Here is a 21,247-nt window from a genome sequence, read left to right as displayed (position 1 = left end):
TTAAAGTTTGATAAAAAATCCCTTACCTTTTCCTTCCTCAACTTCGGTCACTAGGCGAGGGGATCCAATCGGAATAGAGGCAACCTGCCAAGTTAGCTATGCTGATCCAAATGAACGTAATGGCGGCGGTAACCCCCCCCATTTTTAACCGCACCTAATTCAACTTGATTAGGCGTTCTGAACAACGTTTTTTGTATTCTGATAGGCGCGTAATTTGATGAATAAGACAAGGGACAACCACTTCGTACCACAGTGGTACCAGAAAGGATTCATGGATGAGCGAAGCAATCAGCTTTGCCATCTCAAAAACCGAGACATAGAGCTACCCTGTACACTGATCACCCAAGTCTCAGTCCCGGAAACAGAGGGCCAGATTCCTTTCGTTTCGCCTAAAAAGTCCACCATGTGCTGGCGAATTGCATCCTTAGAGTCGAGCAGGCCCATCTTGCTCAGATAGTCGCCATACAGCTCCTGAAACTCTTCCGCATGGCGCAGCGAAAACATAGTTTGAAAAAATTGATCAGCAGGTAAAGAGCAACGCCCTTGCATGTCCGCCCAAGAGCGATATCCGATCTCGTTCGCAACTTTATCCAGCGCCTCTATTTGACCAAGTTCCGGATGTTTTTTCCGAAGCTCCCGCGCCTTACCTTTTAAAGATTTGATTGGCCGCGCACATGGCGAGAAAAGAAATTCATATTTCATAACCGACTCCTATCTAAATGACGCCACGACGCTTCCTCCCGCAAAAACTTTGCAGCGTCTTTTAAGATAAAAGTCGTTTTAAAATATAGTGGGATCCATGCGGATTTTGCTCTATACAGAGCGGGGGTGCAGGCTACCACCGTCGCCTTCCTGTAAGACTAAGAAAAAATGCCGATTAAGGCAAGTCGATGCAAGTATTCTTGGTGGCGTCAGCCTTGGGAGAAAAGCTCGGCATTGTTTTCAGGAGCGCTCTATGTCGCGCACCAGCGCCTTGATATTGCGCTCTAGTATATTAACCCACCTGTCCTGGTATGTTTCTGGGCTCACCGCTACTGATTTCCCACCTCTTTTTGTCATACGGTGAGGGTGAACACAGGTTTTCGGGGCTGCATTTAAACTCCTTATGTAGTCGAGATCCCAGTACAAACCCATAGTTGAGCAACGCTGAAGCACTAACTTGATTCCCTCGTTAGCATGCTCTGAAAAAACCACCACCAAATTACTGAGCGTATGCACTTTTCGCAAACTCTCCGTATCTACCTCAAAGACAATTACTGAAACAGACTGATACCTCAGCAATGCAACGTAAGTTTGCACTGGTCTTCCCGACATTGTTTTGGTGGCGACCAAATTGTTACCTTTTGGCCAAGGTAGCTCAAAGCACGCCTTCTTTTTAAAGCTGAACTCGGGCCGTCCTCCGAGTTGCTGCACTACGTCCTCGAAAATCTTGAATCTATGTGTGGGCTCGGCTTCGATGAGCTCCTCGGAAATTAGCTCCGTTTCATCGCCAATCCGATTAATACCATAATCAAGCTCCCGCCCCGTTCCTCGCTCCGTAGCATGGCCAGGGCTGCTGGTTTCTGAGGCCGGTACCGAGTCAAAATCTACGCTAGGTTTTACCCCGTAACGCTTACCGTTTACCTGCACCCTCACTTTTAGCTTGTCATCAAACGAGAACCTAAATCCTTGATCTGATATCTGGTCCAACCTTTTGCCAAGCAATGGCTCTAGGCTGAGCTCCATAAGCGGATCATCATCAGTACGCTGCATCAACGGCCTCGTGCAGTCTGCATGATCTTTAGCCAAGAGTTCGTTGAAACTGGGATGATCAATAACGATCGGTTTTGAGTGAGAAAAAACCGGATTATGAAAGCGCGTGACTTCATCGATTGTAAATATCTGACCGGCATCTCTTGCCCCGTAATAGCCGGACCCAGCAATATGCCAACCTTCCATTGTTGGCGGATCAAAACGAAAGTTCCACGGTTCGCTGCTCGACTCCATCCATGAGTCCAAGACTGATCCGAAGCTTTGCCGAGCATTCTGATCCAAAATCAACCATGAGAGATGCGCTAGTGTAGCTTTGGACTTCAGATTGGATTGCGGATAGTCCGCCATTGCTGTGAACTTGATAGTTGTCGCATCATCACCTTTTGAAACCTGAGCTAGGCCAGCCAAACCATCAGGTCGAAAGGCAGTTCTGGCGAGGTGGAAATTGTGAAGGAAAAGGCATCTCGCCAACTCTAACTGCCTCACGCGAACAATATGGCCCTGGTCCGTTTTGAGCCGGAACCAATTCACGCCTGATGCAGACCGCGTCGGCTTTGGTTCGTCAACTACCGTGAAATCGCACTTTTCAACTTTGAGCGCTGGGCTTCTCTCCTTGTTTTCGTAACTACTCCCAACAACCAACATGGAAATCAGCTCAACAGGAACAGCTTTCTGGGAATGGCCTTTGAATAGAACGTTAATAAAGGGTCGTGCTTTCACAAAAAACCATTTTCGCTGATGAATACCATCAACCCATTTGAGGGTGCTGTCGGAAGGCAATCTCCTCAGAAAAGCACCAGGCTGGGATGACCTGGTATAGTATTTGTCGGCCAGCTTCACGACACTTGCTTTGATCAAGTCCGGCCATTCTTTCAATTTCATAGCTCGGTGTTCGCCCTTCATTGTTTAAAATCAGGCGAGCAAATATACATGCCAGCCGCCTCGCCTGATACTCGTCGACCGTCTCGGCATATCGAACAAGTAACTCTCGGCATAGAGGTAATTTGCTGAGCTTCTTTTCCAGTATTCTTCGACTGCCAACTTGTTTGCAATACCAGTTCTTCGACCGCCTGGAACCTCCCAGATCTTGCCAGACAGACCGCTCGATGGCGAAAAGCTCCCGCACAATTATCCGGTCCCGCTTCGTCCAATCGACTTTGGGCTTCCTTTTAGGGCTGATCTTCTCGGGCTTGTGTGACGCAAGCCATTGCGAATCAAACCGGTACAGCCAGGAATAGACTCGCGCACCCTCCCTGTATTTCCTGACATCGCGCAATGAGCCATAGCGTTTTAGGATCTCTTTCCAGAGCGTCCGATACTGATGACAAACCTCCTCTGCGCGTGGTGAGAAATACACTGCTTTCCGTAAGGGCTGATTCGAGAATTGGGAAGCCTCAGCTAACACGTCGCCCAACACGGGCTCTTTGTCGCACAGAGCAAACCAACAAACGAAATGCTGGAGATAAGAAAATGGGCGGCGATGCTTTCGGAACATTGAGACCAACCAGTTTTCATCAACGTCAAGCGAGAGACCCTGCCCCTCCAACCAATCAACTCCCCAATAGGCTCGAACCCGTGCAGCAATTTCCTGGTGCTGCACGCCTTTTCCCCTACATAGATCCTGCTGGTGCGCCAAGTCCCGATAAAATCTCGACCACTGATGGATGTTGGGTACGTCTGTCGTTTTGCATCGAATCAAGCCTGAAATACCAATGGATAACAGCAGATTTTTTCTAGCGGCCAGCGGTGACACTGCGGGAATATCTTGCGTGATGGCCTGTGTGCCAATAAACCTATGCCGCCTATGTGACTGCAGAGGGATGCCGGTGTCGATCAGTAGACAGCTATGTTCCGGGCACGCTTCAACACCAGGACACTGGAAAAGCCGTTGCCAACACCGGTAGCCATGCCTTCTCAATTGGTGCTGACAACACAAAGGACAGACCTTGAAATTGGACGGCCAAACGATATTCGAAGCATTAAGGCCAGCTCTCAGCATGCTGTGGTTTTTACCCTGGCCACATAAATCACGGACAAAGTGATCGTAGGCCTTGGAAGCTACGAAGGGACGAAACACCGGGAGAAGGGTATGTTTCTCTAACAGTTCGCGGGGTGAGATAGCCCATAGATGCCCGATATTCGCGAGCAATTGACTTGCATGGCCCTGAAGGACCGACGACGGCACAATTTTCTGAGAAGCAAAAAGCTCATCCAAGGCGACCTTGTCGTCGCCCAGGCCCTGCCGTTGAACGAATCTCGCTATAACGCTACCGAGCAGTTCATCGTCATGGGCCCTGGGAAATTGCATTAACATATCTGCTCAACCAGAGTGTATTCGATTAAATAATAGTCAAACAAGCGATGTGGCTGATCACATCGGGTAACGTCGCACGCCTCGATTCTGAGCGGCGCCAATCAACAACAATACAATGCACTTCACTGCTCGCAACAGTACCGGATGTTTTAACACCAGATATCTGCGGCGGGGAGAGCCACATGCCGATCAGGAATGACGCTGAAGCAGAAGAACTGGAGTGGCTCAAAACCACAGCGAACAGGGCTTCCAAAGCCTATCGGAGCGGCTTCGGGCGTTGCGTAGTCTATCGGTCCGACACTCTGGAAAGTAAACAATCCGCTGAAGCACTTCAGACACTTTTGTCGGAAGAAGAAGGCATCGAGTGCTTCGTTGATCCTATTCAACAGCAGACTCCGGCGCTACCTGACAGGAACGGTAATTGGATCATCGACAACGCAAATGCTCTGAATGACTTTCCAGCTTCAGCGTGGCTGAAAACCGCATTAGACATCCACCAACCAGAACTACGATTTATCCTGGCAACTGATACTCGCCCCCAAGCTGACTGAACGACGCCCAGGCCTTCTTGGTGCGCTTAATGTGTAAAAGGAGTCAGTTATTCTGTAAACATTATAGCGCGACAATTACCTTGGCCGGTCCGTACAAGATAGTTGACGCCGCATAAAACATGATGTTTTGACCTACCGGTCCTCAACGGGATAGCTAACAGCTCCTTGATCAGAGCAACATTGCAGCGGGCAGATCAAAACCTCATTCCTAATGCTGCTGCAATCGCATTCCATTTCAAATTAGGTGTAGCCCCGCCATTGCACTGGGTTATGCCGCAAGCATTGGAGTACGCCTGCAGCTAAATGTCTGAGCCGGTGCACGAGCCATGCAAAAATCGAAAGTTGTCCTACCCACGAAAAATATCCAACGGCCTGCCTCGTTTTACCGTTGTGAGGCCAGCCAGCGAAGCGCAATAGCTTTGGCTTGTGTCAGACTGCCAGCGTAGGTAAGTCTGCCAATGACTTTCCGCACATGAGCCCGACGCAATTTGACGATGATGCGAGTCGGTAGTCCGGTCAGAATCAGCGAGACATTATCCTGCAGCATGTCTTCAACCAGGGTCTGAAGATTTACTATGGCGGTGCCGTCCATACTCGGCACGCCTTGCATGTCGAGGATAATAATTTTGACCTGAGGATCGACCAGGCGCAGGGACGTGAGTGCTTTCTCTGCAGCACCGAAGAACATCGGTCCGTTGACACCATAAACGGCAACCTCGGGCGGCAGTCCGTTAACCGTTGAGTGGGTTTCTGTGTCTATCTTGTCGGTGCGGGTGAGCAGTGCCATTCGCCGAATAAACAAGGCAGCCGCCAAACCAATTCCAACTGCAACGGCCAGCACCATGTCGAAGATTACAGTCAGACCAAAGCACACCAAAAGAACGCTCACGTCCCCAGCGGGAGCTGATCGCAAGGTGTGCATGAAATGGCGGGCCTCACTCATGTTCCAGGCGACGACGAGTAGGAGGGCTGCCAAGGCTGCCATTGGGACAAGCCCCAACAACCCCGCAAGCGCCACGACGGAAAGCAATACAACCAGCGAGTGCACCACTGCAGCAATGGGGGAGCGAGCACCACTTCGGATACTGGTCGCAGTCCGTGCGATCGCCGCTGTGGCCGTGACCCCACCAAAAAGAGGCGCCACTATATTTCCAAGGCCCTGGCCAATAAGTTCAGCGTTGGGGTCGTGCCGGGTTTTGGTCATGCCGTCCGAAACCACTGCGCAAAGTAGAGACTCAATCGCCCCCAGAATGGCGATTGCGAACGCGGGGCCCATCAACGAGCGGATGAGCTCAAAGTTCAGCTTTAGTGGTTCTCCATTAGCGCCGGGTAACGACCAGGGCACCATAAAAGTGGGGGCGATCGGTGGAATACCGCTACCTACGTCTCCTTGATGCTCCCACGTGAACCGAGAGGCGATAGTTTCGACCGTCGTTCCGTCACCCCCCATCAAACTGTTGATCAGGTAAGCGCCTATGGCTCCTGCAACCAAGCCCATCAGGGGTGCTGGTAAAGGTAGCTTCAGGCGAGGCCAGAGGATAAAAACTGCTAGTGAGAAAAAGCCGATTCCCAGCTCAAACGGATTAATAGAAGGCAATGAGGCCCCTATCCTGCCTAGATTCTCCACAAAGTGTTCGCCCATCTGACCCACTTCCAGCCCCAGAAAATCAGGGATCTGAAGCACTGCGATCACGACCGCAATGCCGGCGGTGAATCCCAGCACGACCGGGTAGGGCACGAACTGAATCAGTTGGCCCATTCGCGCGAGGCCTAATGCCACCAAAATCAAACCGGCCATCATGGAAGCGATCAGCAAACCACCGAGTCCGTATTGCTGCACAATGGGAAATAGGATCACGACGAATGCAGCCGTGGGTCCTGAAACGTTAAAGCGGGAGCCACCAGTCAGTGCAATGATTACCCCTGCAACAATGGCGGTATAAAGCCCGTGCTGGGGAGGAACGCCGGTTGCAATCGCCAGAGCCATGGAAAGCGGTACCGCCACGGTACCAATGGTCAGCCCTGCCATTACGTCCTTGCGAAGATCGGCTAGGCCGTAGCCTTCTTTAAAAGCGGACCGCAACCCGGTCGCAATTCCTGGCAAATTTCGTAACATCTTAGGCATTGCCATTGGTTAACTCCCTGCTGTGTCGTATTTGCTGGATTTCCTGATTTTTCAGCGTTCGTGGCGTTATACCCACGCTGGCCAGGGTGTGATTACTCAACCTGGCCTGGACCAGCTTTCAGAATCGACTCCGGCACGTTGTACCGGCGAATATTTGCGTTAAACAAATCTGCCAGTGTTCGTGCAGCTGCGTCATAATCCGACGGATTCTGCCAGGCCTTACGCGGGTTAAGATAATGCTCGTCGACACCCGGTACTTTTTTGGGGATAGCCAGATTCAGGATAGACAAGCGTTCAGTTTCAGCATCTGAAAGCTGGCCTGACTGACAAGCCGAGACAATGGCGCGGGTGACTGGAATCGGGAACCTTTGGCCGCCCCCATCCGCGGTGCCTGAACCACCAGTCCATCCGGTGTTCACCAGATACACTCTTGAGCCGAACTCAGAGAGCCGTTTCATCAGAAGCTCGGCATACACCTGGGGAGGTAGTGGCATAAAGGGAGCGCCAAAACAAGCTGAAAAGGTTGGCGCAATACCCTTGTTTCCGTCAACTTCCGTGGAGCCGACCCTGGCAGTATAGCCACTCAAAAAATGATAGGCGGCCGCCTCCGGAGTCAGTATCGACACCGGAGGCAAAACGCCAAAGAGGTCGCATGTCAGGAAGATGACGGTGGCCGGTTCCCCAGCCTGATTCTCTTCAACCCGCTTGTCCACGTGCTCCAACGGATAGCTGCAACGCCCGTTCTCCGTGAGTTCGGTATCAGCATAATCCGGACGCCTGGACACAGGATCAACCTGCACGTTTTCAATAATGGCGCCGAACCGAATGGCATCCCAGATGATCGGCTCGTTCTTCCTCGAAAGATCGATCGTCTTTGCGTAGCAGCCACCCTCGATATTGAACACCGAATGCTTCGCCCAACCATGTTCATCGTCACCGATCAGAAAACGGTCAGGATCCGCCGAGAGCGTGGTTTTGCCCGTACCCGACAGCCCGAAGAAAAGGCAGGTCTCCCCGTCTTCTCCGACGTTTGCGGAACAGTGCATAGGCAGTACGTTATTTTGTGGCAGAAGGAAGTTTTGCACAGAGAACATCGCCTTCTTGATTTCGCCGGCGTAGCACAGGCCAGCAATCAAAACGCGCCGGCTCGAAAAATCAATAATCAGTGCAGATTCGGAATGAGTACCATCTCTCACCGGATCGCAGGTGAATCGCGTGCAGCTCATTAATGTCCACCGCTTCATGTCACCTGTCTCGAACGGACTGGTTCGTACAAACATGTTGTAGGCGAACAGGCTTTGCCACGCAGTATCAGTATAGACCGACACGGGAATCGCAAATCTCGGATCGGCCCCCACCGAGAGATGCGACAAAAAATGCTCTTCCGTCGCCAGGGTATCCTGGACCCGCATCCAGAGTTCTTCAAACTTCTGTTGGGAAAAGGGCTGATTTACCTTCCCCCAGTCCACTGTCTGTTTGGTCAGCTCGTCCTCAACGATGAAGCGATCAGCCGGTGATCGGCCGGTCCGCTTTCCTGTGGTTATCGAGAGTGCGCCATTATTGGCGAAAAAACCTTCCTTCCGGAACAGCGTGTGTTCAATCAGCTCCGTTGGCTCCAGATCCATCAACTGAGTAGAAAGCAGGTTCATCCAGTCAGTCCTCATTTAATAATGTGGTTATAATATTGTTATAATATCATTATAATGTAATGGTAATCCAATGCACATTCAACGGGATTCGGTAACAGTAACGTCTAACACCCAGCGTCTGCCTCGTTCGCCTCCCAGGCTCAAGGATCTAAAAGTGAAGAAAAGCGAAATAGTAGAATCGCAACGGAAGGGCGAGATTGCCGAAGTGCACATCGTTCAGGCCCCGTCCGCTAAACGAAAAGAATGGATTTTGCTCTTTAAGGAACGCCAGGGGTATAGCCATTTTCTGGTGACAGATGATGAGAAGGTCTGCAGTTATTCATCCGTTGATGCTGCGATTGAGGCGCTCCGGACTCTGGGATTCAAGCGGGCAGAGATTATGTTTTAGCCAGGACTACTGCTATCGCCAGACACCCACTTCAACGAACGCGCAAAAAAGGAAGCAGTTAAATGCCGGATACGCTTTGGGATGGTTTCTGTTTGGGAAACAAGATTGCCGAGTTCCATGACGGGAGCGACTGTGTTGAGGTATTTGATAACAGCTATGAGCGCTATTTCACCTTCGGCTCCGTGTATGAGCAGAGCTGTCAAAGAAAAGACGACCCCGGCTTTCTCATGCATGAGCACACCCGAGCCATGCTGCTGCCTCTGATATTTGATTTGCCCCGTCGCGCGACCGTTCTGGGGCTGGGAGGGGGTAGCCTGGTGAACTGCCTTTTCCATCGCTTTCCGGACATGGAGCTAACGGCCGTTGAACTCCGTCAATCCGTTATCGACGTTGCACACGACTTCTTCCAGGTGCCTACAGATCCAAGGTTATCAATTTTCTGTGAGGATGCGGGACATTACCTCGCGCGCAGTGAGAAACGCTCAACCGACCTGCTTTTTTGCGATATATACAATGCCTACGGTATGGACCCACAACAGTGCAGAGCAGACTTCCTGAGCCGCTGTCATGATGTTCTGGATGAAGGAGGCTGGGCCGTTTTCAACTTTTTCAACTACCAGAGTGAAACCGGGAATGCTCTGCGTTTGCTTGATAAAAAATTCGAGGCTGTATTCACATGCCACTTGTTCACCGGCAATCTGATTGTGCTTGCCTCGAAGGTACGTCCGGGGCAAGCTCGTGCAGAGTTCAAATCACGCGCACTCTCCCTTGAGAAGCACTTGGGATTTCCCATACTGAACCATTTTCTGCGATTAACGCTATTTCGCGGCGGTAATCACAATGGAAGCGGAGAAAACAGCCCTTTTTATTAAAATCGGCACCCTGTTTATCGTTGTTAGACTATCTATTTGTAGCGTTTGATGAAAGGGGCTTGGGCTTGGTGGCATATTCAGTGCCATTCCGCTCCAGATAGTCACGAATCAACTGTCGGACTACCTGCGAAGTCGTAATGTCTTGGGAGGCGCATAAGTCTTCGAGGGCCTTCTTTTTAATCGGGTCGATGAGAATCGTTAACCGGGCCGTTTTCGTTTCCATAAGAAATTACCTGAGCACGTAGCATAATATGTTAACTTCATTATAATTCAACACGTCACTGTCTTTCCAGATTTCCGCTCGCCTCCTTAAGATAGTGGCGACTGTTTAAGCGCTTGATTCTAACTTGCATAGCGAACAACCAGGGCAACCACTCCAATTAGCGTGAGTACAAACAATACCACCACCAACACTCCGACGACGACGTAGGGTGCACACACCGTTTTGCTGACCGTCGCGTTCCAAATTTTTCTGACTTTGCACACCCAGAGTAGCCGTCAGAAAACTTTTCACGACCTGCAAGAAAGAGGATCATCTTCGATGAATGCTTGTCTGTTCGGCGTCAACTATCCTGTCCGACCGGTCATATTAATTGTCGCCGAACACTTGTCCTCAATATATTGTGGCACGTTGGGGCTCCCTATAACGGATAGTGTGAAGGATAGGGCAAACGTGCAACACCCGATTCGATGGCCGCTTTGGCAACTGCGTCTGACACTTCCGTCAGTAACCGATAGTCCATGGCTTTAGGAATAATGTAGTGGGGCCCAAAAGACAGTTCTCTCAGTTGATGGGCGGCTAGGACATCTTGCGGTATTTCCTTTTTCGCCAGATCTCGAATTGCATAAACAGCTGCAACCTTCATGGCTTCGTTAATTCGTTTAGCGCGTACATCCAGCGCGCCCCTAAAAATGAACGGAAAACCAAGTACGTTGTTAACCTGATTAGGGTAGTCTGATCGACCTGTAGCCATAATCAGGTCGTCCCGAACCGACATTGCCAGTTCGGGTGAAATCTCAGGGTCAGGGTTCGAACACGCAAAAACTATCGGCCGGGGTGCCATTTGTTTGAGCTGTTCAGCATTGAGCAAATCCGGCCCGGATAATCCAACAAAAACGTCTGCGCTATCAATGGCATCGTCCAGTGTTTTTGCTCCGCCATCATTAATAAATTTTTCCTTAAAGCTATTCAAACCCTCCCTGCCGGAGCGGATCACACCTCTGCGATCAACCATATACAGATTTTCTCGTTTCGCACCGAGACTTAACAGCATTCGCATGCAGGCAACGGCCGCTGCACCCGCTCCCAAGCAGACAATTTTTGCGGTGCCCAGCGTCTTACCCTGGATTTCCAATGCATTCAGCATACCTGCCGCCGTTACAATGGCGGTGCCATGCTGATCGTCATGGAATACTGGAACATCGCAGCGATCAATCAAAACTCGCTCAATTTCGAAACACTCAGGTGCCTTGATGTCTTCCAGGTTAATGCCGCCAAAGGTATCTGAGATGGGAATGACGGTATCGATAAACGCCTGGGCGGTATCTGCCTTGACCTCGATATCAACGGAGTCAATGCCTGCGAAACGCTTGAATAGCAGGGCCTTGCCTTCCATTACTGGTTTGCTGGCCAGCGGCCCCAGATTTCCGAGCCCGAGAATCGCGGTGCCATTGGTGATCACTGCGACCAGATTGCCTTTCCCGGTATACAGGTAAGCATTATCCGGATCGCGGGCTATTTCGCGCACTGGCTCCGCGACACCCGGACTGTAGGCAAGTGAGAGGTCGCCCACCGTACTTGCAGGCTTGGTCAGGCCAGTGGAAATCTTCCCGGGGACGGGCTTCGAGTGATAGTCCAGCGCGGCCTGCTTAAAGTTTTTAGTCATCATGGCACCTTATGATAATTAGGTTATACCTTAATTATAATATCATTATCATGTAAGCTAGTCCATGTGCTGGGCATCGTTGAGGTGAGCCTTAATAACCGCTCGCCTCTGATCTACTCGATGCCCATACCTGTGATGACAGGAGGTGACCGATGAATAAACTTTCCAACGCGCCATTCCCGGCGTCTCCAGAAATGCGGGCTACCCGGATCACGGGTAATCAGTCAAGCTTGCCTAAACATGAGATTTTAAGAGGCGACCTTAGCCGTCTGTTTGGTATCAACTCGGTGAAGGAAACGACCTGTTCTAGAAGGCAATTTCTGGATGATCTGAGCACTGGTTTTAGTGGAAGAGTTGGCTGAAACCATCAGTGAACGTGAGTTTCGCCATCATAGCTTGCCTGTACAGGAGCGTTACCAATTGATGGTGGAAGAGCATCCGGACTTGCTTGAGCGTGCTCCGCATTCCGGACAGTCAACTCGCATCCTGGTTGGGGGGTTGTCCCCGCAACGTTCTCAAGGCTTAAATGGACGCACCGCATCGACACCAATTATCAATGAACGTCTCACACGTTCATTGACCGTGCGTTTGAGCCAACCGAAAACTGGAGGAAGCAATGGTCAATAAAATTCAGGTGGAATCACCGCTGGTCATTCTGCACGGCGATGAGATGGCTCAGGTGGCTTTTGAAGAAATCCTGAAAAAGTTTGTCACAACCCGTCTGGCTATTGAGCTGATAGAAATCGATTTATCGGCCGAACATCGGTTTCTGACGAACGGCCAGGTTATTTTCGAAGCCATCGAGGCACTCAAAAAATACGGTGTTGGCGTCAAGAACGCCGGCATGACCGTGAACAGAGAGCAATTGGATGCGATGCTTGAAAAGCACCCAGAGCTCAGTCAGTCCAGGCTTGATCCGCTCGCGACCAAGTCACCTAATGGCGCAATACGCAAAGGGATCGGGGGCAACATCACCCGGGAGGATATTCAATTCCAGAATCTCAGGGTGCGGAAACCCGACTGGATTGATCGTGATATTGATGTCGACACCATGGACAACGGGGGCATTAAGGACAGTTACAATGAATTGTCCTCATCAACGGGCGTGGTCAAACTGCTCTTCGTCGGAAAAAGCGGGAACCCGGTCGAGCTGCACCGCCGTGATGTGAAAAAAGGCGACCCCTGGCTACTGGCTACTAATGACATCGCCGATGTTAAAGCCTGGGCTCACCGGTTTTTCAAGCGCGCAATTGACGAAAAACGAGATGCTTACCTCGGCCTGAAAGATACCGTGATTACTGGCTACGATGGCGTAATGCGCGCCGCTATAGAAGCTATTTACAAACCGGAATACAAAAAGCAATTTGAAGCGGTGGGTATCAACTACTACTACGAACTGGTCGATGCGCAGGCCGCCCGTATTGTTGCCAACCCGCCAGAGCGCGCACTGTGGGGCGTGCCGGACAACACCACCGGTCGAAAACTGTATAAGCTTGTCAAGCAGCTAAAACGCTACGGCATACCCGTCCGAAGCGCTCATGTTTCGATCTCGCGCATGAGTGCCGGCGGTGGTGATCAATACGGCAGTTTCAACATGCCTGCTCAGGAAGACGGCATCCTCAAGGTTGTCGTCGATGGAGTAGAAAAGCACGCTCGTCGTGTCAGTCAGGGCGACCCAATCCTGCTCATGTCCAATGACCATGAGGCAATCAAGGACTGGGTCAGCCAAGTTTTTAGGGATGCCTCAAGCAAGCACAAAGAAGTATATTTTGGTCTCAAACGAGAATACATGGAATACGACGAGGTATTTAGCACCGTCATCAACGATGTGCGCCGCGAACTGGCCGCGGATCACACCTCGCCGCCCGCTTTCATGATCATGCGACCTTCGAGCCAGCTGATAAAAATGATAACTGATCCTCCCCGGAGTGCGCTTTACCCTGCCCAGAACCTGGACGGGGATATATTTTCTGATATTTCTGCTGCTCTCGGCGGTAGCCTCGCCACCGCAAGCTCCATCATCGAAAGCAAGAGCAGCACGATGCTCTTTGAGGCACCGCATGGAACAGCCCACGATCTATACCTCAAATACCTGGAAAGCAATGGAAAAGACGCGCATTTCAACCCCTCAGCGCTGATCTACGCCCTCGCGAATGCCCTGGAAACCCTGGGCCGCCGGGAGCGCAATGAAGCCTTGCTTGATTATTCTGCCCGACTCAAAGCAGCATTAAAAGATACCGTAGGGGATGGCATTGTTACGGCTGACTTGAAGGATAAGACGACAACTCCTGAGAGCGAAACACTGGTTGATATGATGGGGTTTCTTGATTCCATTGAGAAACGGCTGGGCAGCTTTACGATGTGACCAAAATTGGATTGGGGCTTTTGCCCAGGGTGAGGTTTGTCCATCTGATACTGAGAGGTGGCTCTTTAGTGGCAACCGATTTGGACCACGTTGAACCCGTGTATTGGTTCAACGTATGGAGTTCACGTCGTATCATCTGAGATAAGCTGACAGTTCAATAATCACACCTCTTTTTTTCAGGCTTCGGTATGTCTCCTCAGGATCGTCATCCCGGGTCAACCGAAGGTCATCTTCCAAGTAAACCGGGCGCAACTTCTCTTTTTTCTGAGGATTGGCTTTGGGTTCAGGCTGCGCCGAAGTCTTCTCCTCCAGCTTTTTAATATGAGCTACTAACGAGAATAAATCCTCATCTGGCCGCTCCTCCAGAGCCTGCTCAACAACAATGGGCGCAATATCTTCCCCAATACCCGTCTGACCTAATATCGCAATCAGACGCTCCAGTTTGGAGCTCTGAGCATCAGTCTGTGTTTTTTGATCAACAGGCATATACGAAGCTTTCTGCAAAGCACTGTGAACACGCAGCGCCTCCCTGGGTATATCAAGGTCAGCGAATTGAAGAATCGTTGCTTCTCGGCCACTTCGTAAAGCGGCAATCATCGGATGCATCATCGCAAGCTCTTCTTGGTAGACCTTGGTTACGATCGCTCGATCTATTGACTCCCGACCCGACACAGCTGCTCTTACCTGGCTGAGATAGAAAAGGGCAACGGCTATGTGCGCAATACCCTGAGTGTACTCCCAGAACAAGTCCATCATTTCATCAGTGAAAGGAGTTGCGTGCTCAAACCACTGCAGCTTCCATAGTCGCTTGAAGAATCTTTCCCACTCTTCATCACTGCCAGTATTCTCGGTGCGTGCAAACCGCCCCCAGTCCAGACTGCCAAACTGAGCCGCCCTTCGCGCCGACCGCATAGTCGGCTGAAAAAGCTCTAGGGCTTTGGGCGTCCCGATAAAAAGGACTGGTACTTTGATCTCGTTAGTCAGAGTGACAAAGAAGTTAAGCATCTTGGCCGCACCTCCCGACCGAGATTTCTCCAAGTGCTGAATCTCATCAATGACGAGCACGCCGACTGAATGCAGCGCAGACACACGAGCAACGTCTCCCAGCATAGACTCTGCAGAAGATCTACTTTTCACATAAAGCGCTTGGTAATCCGTACCCAGCGCATCGTCAATAGCTCGGAAAAAATGAGTACATAAACTCTTCACCGAGCCATCATGGGGGCATTCCACTTTTAACCAAACAAGCTGGCAATGTTGGTAGTCAGGATGGTAAATCGCTTGCGGATAACTCCTTAAGATAGCCTCTACCGCCGTTGTCTTGCCGGTACCAGAGCATCCGATGACAGAACTGACCAACGCCTCATTACCAGCGTTTCGTAAGATTGCTGTGAAGTCTGCGTATTCCAGACCAAGGTTGCCACTGATTCCAGACGAAGCCTGCCACCCATTCCACGCGAAAGCTGCCACTGATTCCACGGCAAAGCTGCCACCCCGGCAGGTTGCCTGACTCACCCCATCGAAACCGTCCGGCGCGGGATAACTTAACGGTACTCTGAGTCTTTTCATCCGGAGAAGATCAGATGCCAGCAAAGAGGTTATCCATGCGTAAGATCAAAGAAGTCCTTCGCCTGAAATGGGAGCGAGGGCTAAGCAACCGACAGATTGCGGCGGCCTGCGGCGTCAGCCGCCCCACGGTAAGCGAGTATCTTCGGCGTTTAGCCGAAGCCGGTCTGAACTGGCCATTGCCGGAGGATCTGGGGGAGGCTCGCCTAGAACAAATGCTGTTTCCGCCACCCCCAGACTTGCCGGCTCAGGTCCGGGGCATACCGGACTGGAAGCAGATTCACGATGAACTGAAGGGTAAATACGTCACTCTGTTCCTGCTCTGGCAGGAGTACCGTCAGGCAAACCCAGAGGGGTATCAGTACAGCTGGTTCTGCGAACACTACCGGGCCTGGCAGGGCAAGCTGGACCTGGTGATGCGCCAGGACCATAGAGCGGGTGAGAAGCTGTTTGTGGACTACGCCGGCCAGACCGTGCCCGTCATTGACCGCACCACCGGAGAGATCCACGAGGCGCAGATCTTTGTGGCGGTTATGGGCGCTTCCAATTACACCTACGCCGAAGCCACCTGGAGCCAGAAGTTGCCAGACTGGATTGGCTCTCACATCCGAGTCTTTCAGTATCTGAATGGAGTTCCCGAATTAGTGGTGCCCGACAACCTCCGGTCCGGTGTCACCAAAGCTCACCGCTACGAACCAGACCTCAACCCAACCTACCAGGACATGGCCGCCCATTACGGCGTGGCCGTTGTCCCTACACGGGTCCGAAAGCCACGTGATAAAGCCAAGGTGGAAGGCGGTGTGCTGATCGTCGAACGCTGGATCCTGGCGGCGCTGCGCCACCGTCAGCACTTCTCGCTCGGACAGCTCAATGCAACCCTCCGTGAGCTGCTGGAAAAGCTCAATCGCCGCCCCTTCCGAAAGTTGCCCGGCTGCCGGCGTGACCACTTCGAACAACTGGACAAGCCCGTTTTACAGCCGCTACCGGCAGAACCGTATGTCTACGCAGAGTGGAAGAAGGCTCGGGTGAACATCGACTACCACATAGCCGTTGACGTGCATTACTACTCGGTACCCTACACCCTGATCAAGAAGGAGGTGGAGGTCCGAATCACCCACAACATCATCGAGTGTTTTTACCGGGGCAACCGGATCGCCAGCCACCGCCGCTCGGACCAAAAGGGACGGCATACCACCATCGCCGCTCACATGCCTGAATCCCATCGGCAGGCGGGTGAGTGGTCACCGGAACGGCTCATCGCCTGGGCGGCCAAGACCGGACCCGCCACAGAAAAACTCATCCGCACCGCCTTGGGTGCCCGCAAACACCCGCAGCAGGCCTACCGCTCCTGCCTGGGCATTCTCCGGCTGGGCAAGAGCTACGGCGAGGCACGATTGGAAGCCGCCTGCCAGCGCGCCTTAATGCTGGGTAGCTGCCGCTACAAAAGCATTGAATCCATTCTCAAACACCGCCTGGACCAGAAGCCCCTGGAAGAACAGCAAGAGCTGGCCTTACCCGATACCCACGATAATATCCGCGGCCCAACCTACTACCACTGAGGGAACCTGACATGCTGAAACATCCGACTCTGGACAAACTCCATGCCCTCAAATTGACCGGCATGGCCGCCGCACTGGCTGATCAGTCGGCCACGACTGACATCACGGAACTGAGCTTCGAGGAACGCCTTGGACTGCTGGTCGATCGGGAGATGACCGAACGAGATAACCGACGCCTGACCAGCCGGCTGCGCCGGGCTGGACTGCGACACACCGCCGTTCTCGAAGACCTGGATTACCGGAACTCACGCGGCCTGGATAAGGGATTAATCCAATCCCTGGCAAGCTGCCAATGGGTGAAGGAACACCTGAATGTGCTCATCACCGGTCCCACCGGTGTTGGCAAAACCTGGCTGGCTTGTGCCTTGGCGCACAAAGCCTGCCGGGAAGGCTACACCGCGCAATACGTTCGCCTGACCCGGCTGTTAAGAGAACTGACCATCGCTAAAGGAGACGGTCAGTACCCCAAACTGCTAGCAAATCTCGCCAAAGTCGATGTACTGATCCTGGACGATTGGGGGCTCATGAAACTGAGCGCAGAGAACCGAAGAGACTTGCTGGAAGTGCTGGAAGACCGTTACGGCCGTCGTTCCACCATCGCCACCAGCCAACTCCCTATCGAGGAATGGCATGACGTCATCGGTGACGCCACTCTGGCGGATGCGATTCTGGATCGGCTGGTTCACAACGCCTACAAGATCAACCTCAGGGGTGAATCCATGCGAAAACGACAAGCAAAGTTGACGGGCACCACAGCTTCGGAGTAACAATGAAACCCCCGCGTCGCTACGCTCCGATGGGTGGCAGCCTTGCGCCGGTCCGGGTGGCAGGCTTCAGGTGGAATGGGTGGCAACCTTCAGCGGTTTACGCAGAAGTCAGTATGTGCCACATCATCAAGATTACGGTGGTAATCAGACGCAGCAATATTCCGGCTCAGATACCCACGGCGAATCATGCCCGAAATCATTTGCTCCAACTGTAGATGAGATTTGGTTGGATACAGAAATTGATCCAGAATTCGCATCATTGCATGACGTCGAATGTGGGCTGGCAGCAACTTTTCAGCTTCGTCCACGCTCGGGAAGCGGTCTAGCATTTTCGCAGTAGCCTGCGGTGAGTTAATAGGAGGCAAAGCATTAATCAGTGGATGCCCTTCATATTCCCGAATTTCTGCTTCTCGGTACTCGGCGAGTGGCAACTTAATCATCATCGTCCTCCAAGAAAGCATCCAAATCGGGGTAGTCTATGCCCTCATTTGAGGGCGTTTTTTGAGAGCGGAAAGGCACTACATCGGCTGGGCGGTCTCGCTTGACCTGATTATTATTTCTAATAGCACTTTGGTCTCTTTCGGTCTCTTTTTCTGTCACGCGATTGTCCCGTATTCCACGGAGCCGCGCTGAATCGCTGGCTGATGACTTATTGATTTTTTGTCGTTTCTTGGCAGTCGCAACAATTTGTTCAACGTCGGCCAGTGAATCCGGCTTTCGATACTCCTCAGCTTGTCGAGCGGTCGCTTTCGTACGGCCCATAGCTTTGAGCACGCCAGCGGCTTCCATAAAACTCATATCGCGAAATTTGCGACTTCTGTCCGAAAGTTCGCACACCCAATAATTCTCAAACGTTTTGTCGGGTCTCAGATAGACCGTATTGGTTCGCCTGGGATCGAAGGCAACTTCAACTTTTGATGGCCGGTTCTGGCGGATGCGATCAAACCAACCTGCTGTAATTGCTTCCCGACAGGTATAAACAAGACCTTTGAGGGTAATGCCCACCTGAGACACTGTTCCATTTTCATAGGGCAAAAGGTTAATTCGAGCTAAACTCTCGTCACATAACCGGAGCTTGCCGGTGCGGTTCTGGATTCCCCAATTCCATAGATCCAACGGTATTGATGGCAGGTCTACTGGCATATCGGGCGCAAGGTCATAGCCTTCAATAACATGCTGGGTGTTATAGACAACAACCAGGTTGATCAGCATTTTTGTGAACTCAGAAAGGTTCAGCACTGCATCCAATTCATAGCGCTTACCGATGCGTTTCTTACCATTCACCGGCTCCACTACACCCCCCACGTAAGGCCGGAACTGACTCTGAATTGTGTTGAAGAACCGCTCGCAGATCGCTTTATCATCACCTCGGTAGGCCCGTGAGTTACTCAGTTGCACGCCGAACCTGTTAACCAGCACATCGGCTTGGCGGTATAGAAGTTCGCCCCTATCGGCCATCATCCCCGCAGGAATGCCGATACTGGGCCAATCTTCCGTTCGGATATTCACTCCGTATTCCCGGCAATAGGCCGTTTTGTCACTAAAGGAATTACTCAACGCCAGCATTGCGGCCACCCAAGAGGGGTTTTCCAGGCCCACGTACATGCCAACCACCATTCGACTAAACACGTCTTTGACGAAGTACAAAACGGGTCGACCGATGATGACGTTAGGATCATCTTCGGCCACGAGATAAAGATCGCCGATCGTCGCATCGATCTCGTATCGTGCTCCGGGGCCAAAATTCAGATTCGCTGACGTGCTTGTCAACGCTCGTATATCTTTTTCGTAAATTCGTGCAGGAGTTCGCTTCCGCATGACTACGCTATTCTGATAATTAGTCTGAAAGAAATACCGAAACTGCTTCAGTGTGGGCACCGCCGATTCTGTGGCAGTGGGATATCGTGCTTTAAAGAGGCCAACAGCTTTATCCTTCGCCGCGGTCAGCGGCACCTTTTCATTGGTCAGATAAAAGCCATCGAGCACCATGCGAAACAGCTCCGCTACCTCCTCTGTTACTGGTACACCTACCCCTAGGGAAACCGTTCGCTTTCGCCCAACTTTGTTTTCAATTTCGCGCCTTGGCTGCCCAGCGGCTCCGCATTTATAGTAGTCCGGCGCTAAAGCATTTGGTGCCATTCCCCTCTGCCAATAACGCCGAAGTTGGCGAGTGATGTAAAGCCTCGGCTTATCAGTAGATATTAGGAGCTGGCCTATCAGCCGATTACGCTCACTCTTGATGAACATCAGCGCGTAATCGCCAAGTAAAGGGCTGATGGTACTCCACGCGTCGTCCCGTCTTGCAGCGCCAACGCTGCCCTCTTCGATACTGACCAAAGGGTATGGGTCAGAGATAGATTCATATCCAGCTGCGTGGAATTCTTCTTCTGAGATTGGGAAAGGCCAGGCTTTCTCGCTATCTATATCGATCAGCATTAAGTTACTTAGATGCTCAAGAACGACTCTGTGACGTCTATTTGTATCGGGATCGCTGAAAACTTGATTAAGAAGCATTATTCACCCCGGCGACTGGCACTGTTTCTCTGAGTGCGAGGTCTCCATAGGTCCAGCTGTAGAACGCTTTATCTAAAGGAGCCCGTATGAATCGATAGGCCACCGCATGCCGGAGGATGCTCAAATGAAACCCGGGGTCTAGTTCATATTGGTCATCGAGCTTTGCGCACAGTCGTGTCACCTTGGCTTGGGGGTACAGCTCCAGCCGGTACAAAAGATCCTGCACGTCTGAAACGCCCAGCTCTTGGTGATTGGTCATGTCCGGATTTAGGTAAGGCTGGATCCAGAGCAGATTTTCTCGCATACCATCAGTTACTTCCCTCTGTGTGAAAATCCTCCACTCGATTCCGTGAGCTTCCCAGAATGTTTTTTCAATTTGGAGTTTTTCCATAACTCTTAGCTTTGATAGTTCTGATGAGGGTTTGACGGCAATCGCCAGTTGCTTACCCGAAGACAGGTCGATCAAAAGATCGGTTGAAACGACGGTCAGAAGTCCACGGACCTGAGGATGACGAATACCCAAGCGAGCACAGATATCGAGAGTATCCTCGATTGGCAGGGGATATTGTTCACGAATATCAATGGTTTTCTCAAATTGATCGAAAATCAAGAAGGCATAAAGTTCTATACCAGATAGCAGGTGATGCACTCGACCGACCGAAGCACTTCGAATTCGAACACTTTCACCCTGACTGCTGAGCTCATGAACCTTGATGAATGGCTCATAGTCTTTTCCTGCTCCCCGGCCACGGGTTTTGAGCAGCCTTTCGTGTTTCGGATCGATGGGTTTATTAGTATCTGCCATAAAAAAAGCCTCCTGCTAAACTTAGAATAGCAGGAGGCTTACTTTTATCAAACTTTAATGTAAATTATCAGACTTTATTAGGATTTATCAAACTATAATGTCCTCTGACAAAACTCTACCAGAGTCCTACGGGT

Annotated in this window: 19 protein-coding genes; 8 read left to right on the top strand and 11 right to left on the bottom strand. The window is 51.5% G+C overall.

The features are described from left to right. Positions 1–288: 288 nt before the first annotated feature. Both ATI45_RS15330 and ATI45_RS15320 read right to left on the bottom strand, forming a co-directional pair. Positions 289–702: a hypothetical protein gene (locus ATI45_RS15330; protein ID WP_098420480.1), complete on the bottom strand. Its 414-nt coding sequence runs from the start codon at positions 700–702 to the stop codon at positions 289–291. Positions 703–2,500: 1,798 nt separating this feature from the next. After that, positions 2,501–4,066, bottom strand: a complete 1,566-nt coding sequence (locus ATI45_RS15320) for a TnsD family Tn7-like transposition protein (protein ID WP_098420476.1) — start codon at positions 4,064–4,066, stop codon at positions 2,501–2,503. A 47-nt stretch (positions 4,067–4,113) separates the two neighbouring features. On the opposite strand from ATI45_RS15320, the gene ATI45_RS15315 reads away from it, so the two are divergent. Beyond that, positions 4,114–4,617, top strand: a complete 504-nt coding sequence (locus ATI45_RS15315; protein ID WP_143751168.1) for a hypothetical protein — start codon at positions 4,114–4,116, stop codon at positions 4,615–4,617. Positions 4,618–4,999: 382 nt separating this feature from the next. On the opposite strand, the gene dauA is transcribed toward ATI45_RS15315, so the two are convergent. Both dauA and pckA read right to left on the bottom strand, forming a co-directional pair. After that, positions 5,000–6,748 (bottom strand): C4-dicarboxylic acid transporter DauA, encoded by a 1,749-nt coding sequence (gene dauA / locus ATI45_RS15310; protein WP_098420472.1) that lies wholly within the window; start codon positions 6,746–6,748, stop codon positions 5,000–5,002. Positions 6,749–6,834: 86 nt separating this feature from the next. Further along, positions 6,835–8,391, bottom strand: a complete 1,557-nt coding sequence (gene pckA / locus ATI45_RS15305; RefSeq protein WP_098420470.1) for a phosphoenolpyruvate carboxykinase (ATP) — start codon at positions 8,389–8,391, stop codon at positions 6,835–6,837. Between the two features lie 154 nt (positions 8,392–8,545). Between pckA and ATI45_RS15300 the strand changes: the two genes are divergently transcribed. Both ATI45_RS15300 and ATI45_RS15295 read left to right on the top strand, forming a co-directional pair. Next, the gene (locus tag ATI45_RS15300) at positions 8,546–8,779 is read left to right on the top strand and encodes a hypothetical protein (RefSeq protein WP_007350133.1); all 234 of its coding nucleotides are present in this window, start codon (positions 8,546–8,548) and stop codon (positions 8,777–8,779) included. A gap of 62 nt (positions 8,780–8,841) precedes the next feature. After that, a complete protein-coding gene (locus ATI45_RS15295; protein ID WP_098420468.1) occupies positions 8,842–9,651 on the top strand; it encodes a spermidine synthase in 810 nt (269 codons plus the stop codon). A gap of 28 nt (positions 9,652–9,679) precedes the next feature. Here the strand turns inward: ATI45_RS15295 and ATI45_RS15290 are convergent, their stop codons facing one another. The 3 genes from ATI45_RS15290 to ATI45_RS15280 all read right to left on the bottom strand — a co-directional run bounded on the left by ATI45_RS15290 (position 9,680) and on the right by ATI45_RS15280 (position 11,537). After that, positions 9,680–9,874: a ribbon-helix-helix protein, CopG family gene (locus ATI45_RS15290; RefSeq protein WP_007350135.1), complete on the bottom strand. Its 195-nt coding sequence runs from the start codon at positions 9,872–9,874 to the stop codon at positions 9,680–9,682. A gap of 105 nt (positions 9,875–9,979) precedes the next feature. After that, positions 9,980–10,165, bottom strand: coding sequence for a DUF2970 domain-containing protein (locus tag ATI45_RS23340; protein ID WP_416376592.1), 186 nt, complete (start codon positions 10,163–10,165; stop codon positions 9,980–9,982). 127 nt (positions 10,166–10,292) lie between these two features. Further along, positions 10,293–11,537 carry a malic enzyme-like NAD(P)-binding protein gene (locus ATI45_RS15280; RefSeq protein WP_098420464.1) on the bottom strand — a complete coding sequence of 415 codons (1,245 nt, stop codon included), beginning with the start codon at positions 11,535–11,537 and terminating at the stop codon, positions 10,293–10,295. Positions 11,538–11,689: 152 nt separating this feature from the next. Between ATI45_RS15280 and ATI45_RS22295 the strand changes: the two genes are divergently transcribed. From ATI45_RS22295 to ATI45_RS15270, 3 genes are read left to right on the top strand one after another with little or no spacing between them, the layout of a single operon-like run. Beyond that, a complete protein-coding gene (locus ATI45_RS22295; protein ID WP_155903124.1) occupies positions 11,690–11,899 on the top strand; it encodes a hypothetical protein in 210 nt (69 codons plus the stop codon). Beyond that, entirely contained in the window at positions 11,883–12,164 is a 282-nt protein-coding gene (locus ATI45_RS22290) for a hypothetical protein (protein WP_155903126.1), read from the top strand. The genes ATI45_RS22295 and ATI45_RS22290 overlap by 17 nt, the downstream gene beginning before the upstream one ends. Then, positions 12,154–13,902 carry an isocitrate/isopropylmalate family dehydrogenase gene (locus ATI45_RS15270; RefSeq protein ID WP_098420462.1) on the top strand — a complete coding sequence of 583 codons (1,749 nt, stop codon included), beginning with the start codon at positions 12,154–12,156 and terminating at the stop codon, positions 13,900–13,902. Before ATI45_RS22290 ends, ATI45_RS15270 begins: the two co-directional genes overlap by 11 nt. A gap of 132 nt (positions 13,903–14,034) precedes the next feature. On the opposite strand, the gene ATI45_RS15265 is transcribed toward ATI45_RS15270, so the two are convergent. Further along, positions 14,035–15,417 (bottom strand): ATP-binding protein, encoded by a 1,383-nt coding sequence (locus ATI45_RS15265; RefSeq protein ID WP_228735992.1) that lies wholly within the window; start codon positions 15,415–15,417, stop codon positions 14,035–14,037. A 68-nt stretch (positions 15,418–15,485) separates the two neighbouring features. Here ATI45_RS15265 and istA point away from each other — a divergent pair, with 68 nt between their 5' ends. Next, a complete protein-coding gene (gene istA / locus ATI45_RS15255) occupies positions 15,486–17,027 on the top strand; it encodes an IS21 family transposase (protein ID WP_098418109.1) in 1,542 nt (513 codons plus the stop codon). A gap of 11 nt (positions 17,028–17,038) precedes the next feature. After that, a complete protein-coding gene (gene istB, locus ATI45_RS15250) occupies positions 17,039–17,794 on the top strand; it encodes an IS21-like element helper ATPase IstB (RefSeq protein WP_098418110.1) in 756 nt (251 codons plus the stop codon). Between the two features lie 89 nt (positions 17,795–17,883). On the opposite strand, the gene ATI45_RS15245 is transcribed toward istB, so the two are convergent. Genes ATI45_RS15245 through ATI45_RS15235 form a run of 3 tightly spaced genes read right to left on the bottom strand, consistent with a single transcriptional unit; the run spans position 17,884 to position 21,113 of the window. Further along, on the bottom strand, positions 17,884–18,237 hold the full coding sequence (locus tag ATI45_RS15245; RefSeq protein WP_218926146.1) for a hypothetical protein: 354 nt from the start codon (positions 18,235–18,237) through the stop codon (positions 17,884–17,886). After that, a complete protein-coding gene (locus tag ATI45_RS15240; protein ID WP_098420460.1) occupies positions 18,227–20,308 on the bottom strand; it encodes a Mu transposase C-terminal domain-containing protein in 2,082 nt (693 codons plus the stop codon). The genes ATI45_RS15245 and ATI45_RS15240 overlap by 11 nt, the downstream gene beginning before the upstream one ends. Then, positions 20,298–21,113: a TnsA endonuclease N-terminal domain-containing protein gene (locus ATI45_RS15235; RefSeq protein ID WP_098420458.1), complete on the bottom strand. Its 816-nt coding sequence runs from the start codon at positions 21,111–21,113 to the stop codon at positions 20,298–20,300. Before ATI45_RS15235 ends, ATI45_RS15240 begins: the two co-directional genes overlap by 11 nt. Between the last annotated feature and the right edge of the window lie 134 nt (positions 21,114–21,247).

The sequence above is a fragment of the Marinobacter sp. LV10MA510-1 genome, from assembly GCF_002563885.1.
Taxonomy (GTDB): Bacteria; Pseudomonadota; Gammaproteobacteria; order Pseudomonadales; family Oleiphilaceae; genus Marinobacter.
This window is presented reverse-complemented; position numbering and strand designations above follow the sequence as displayed.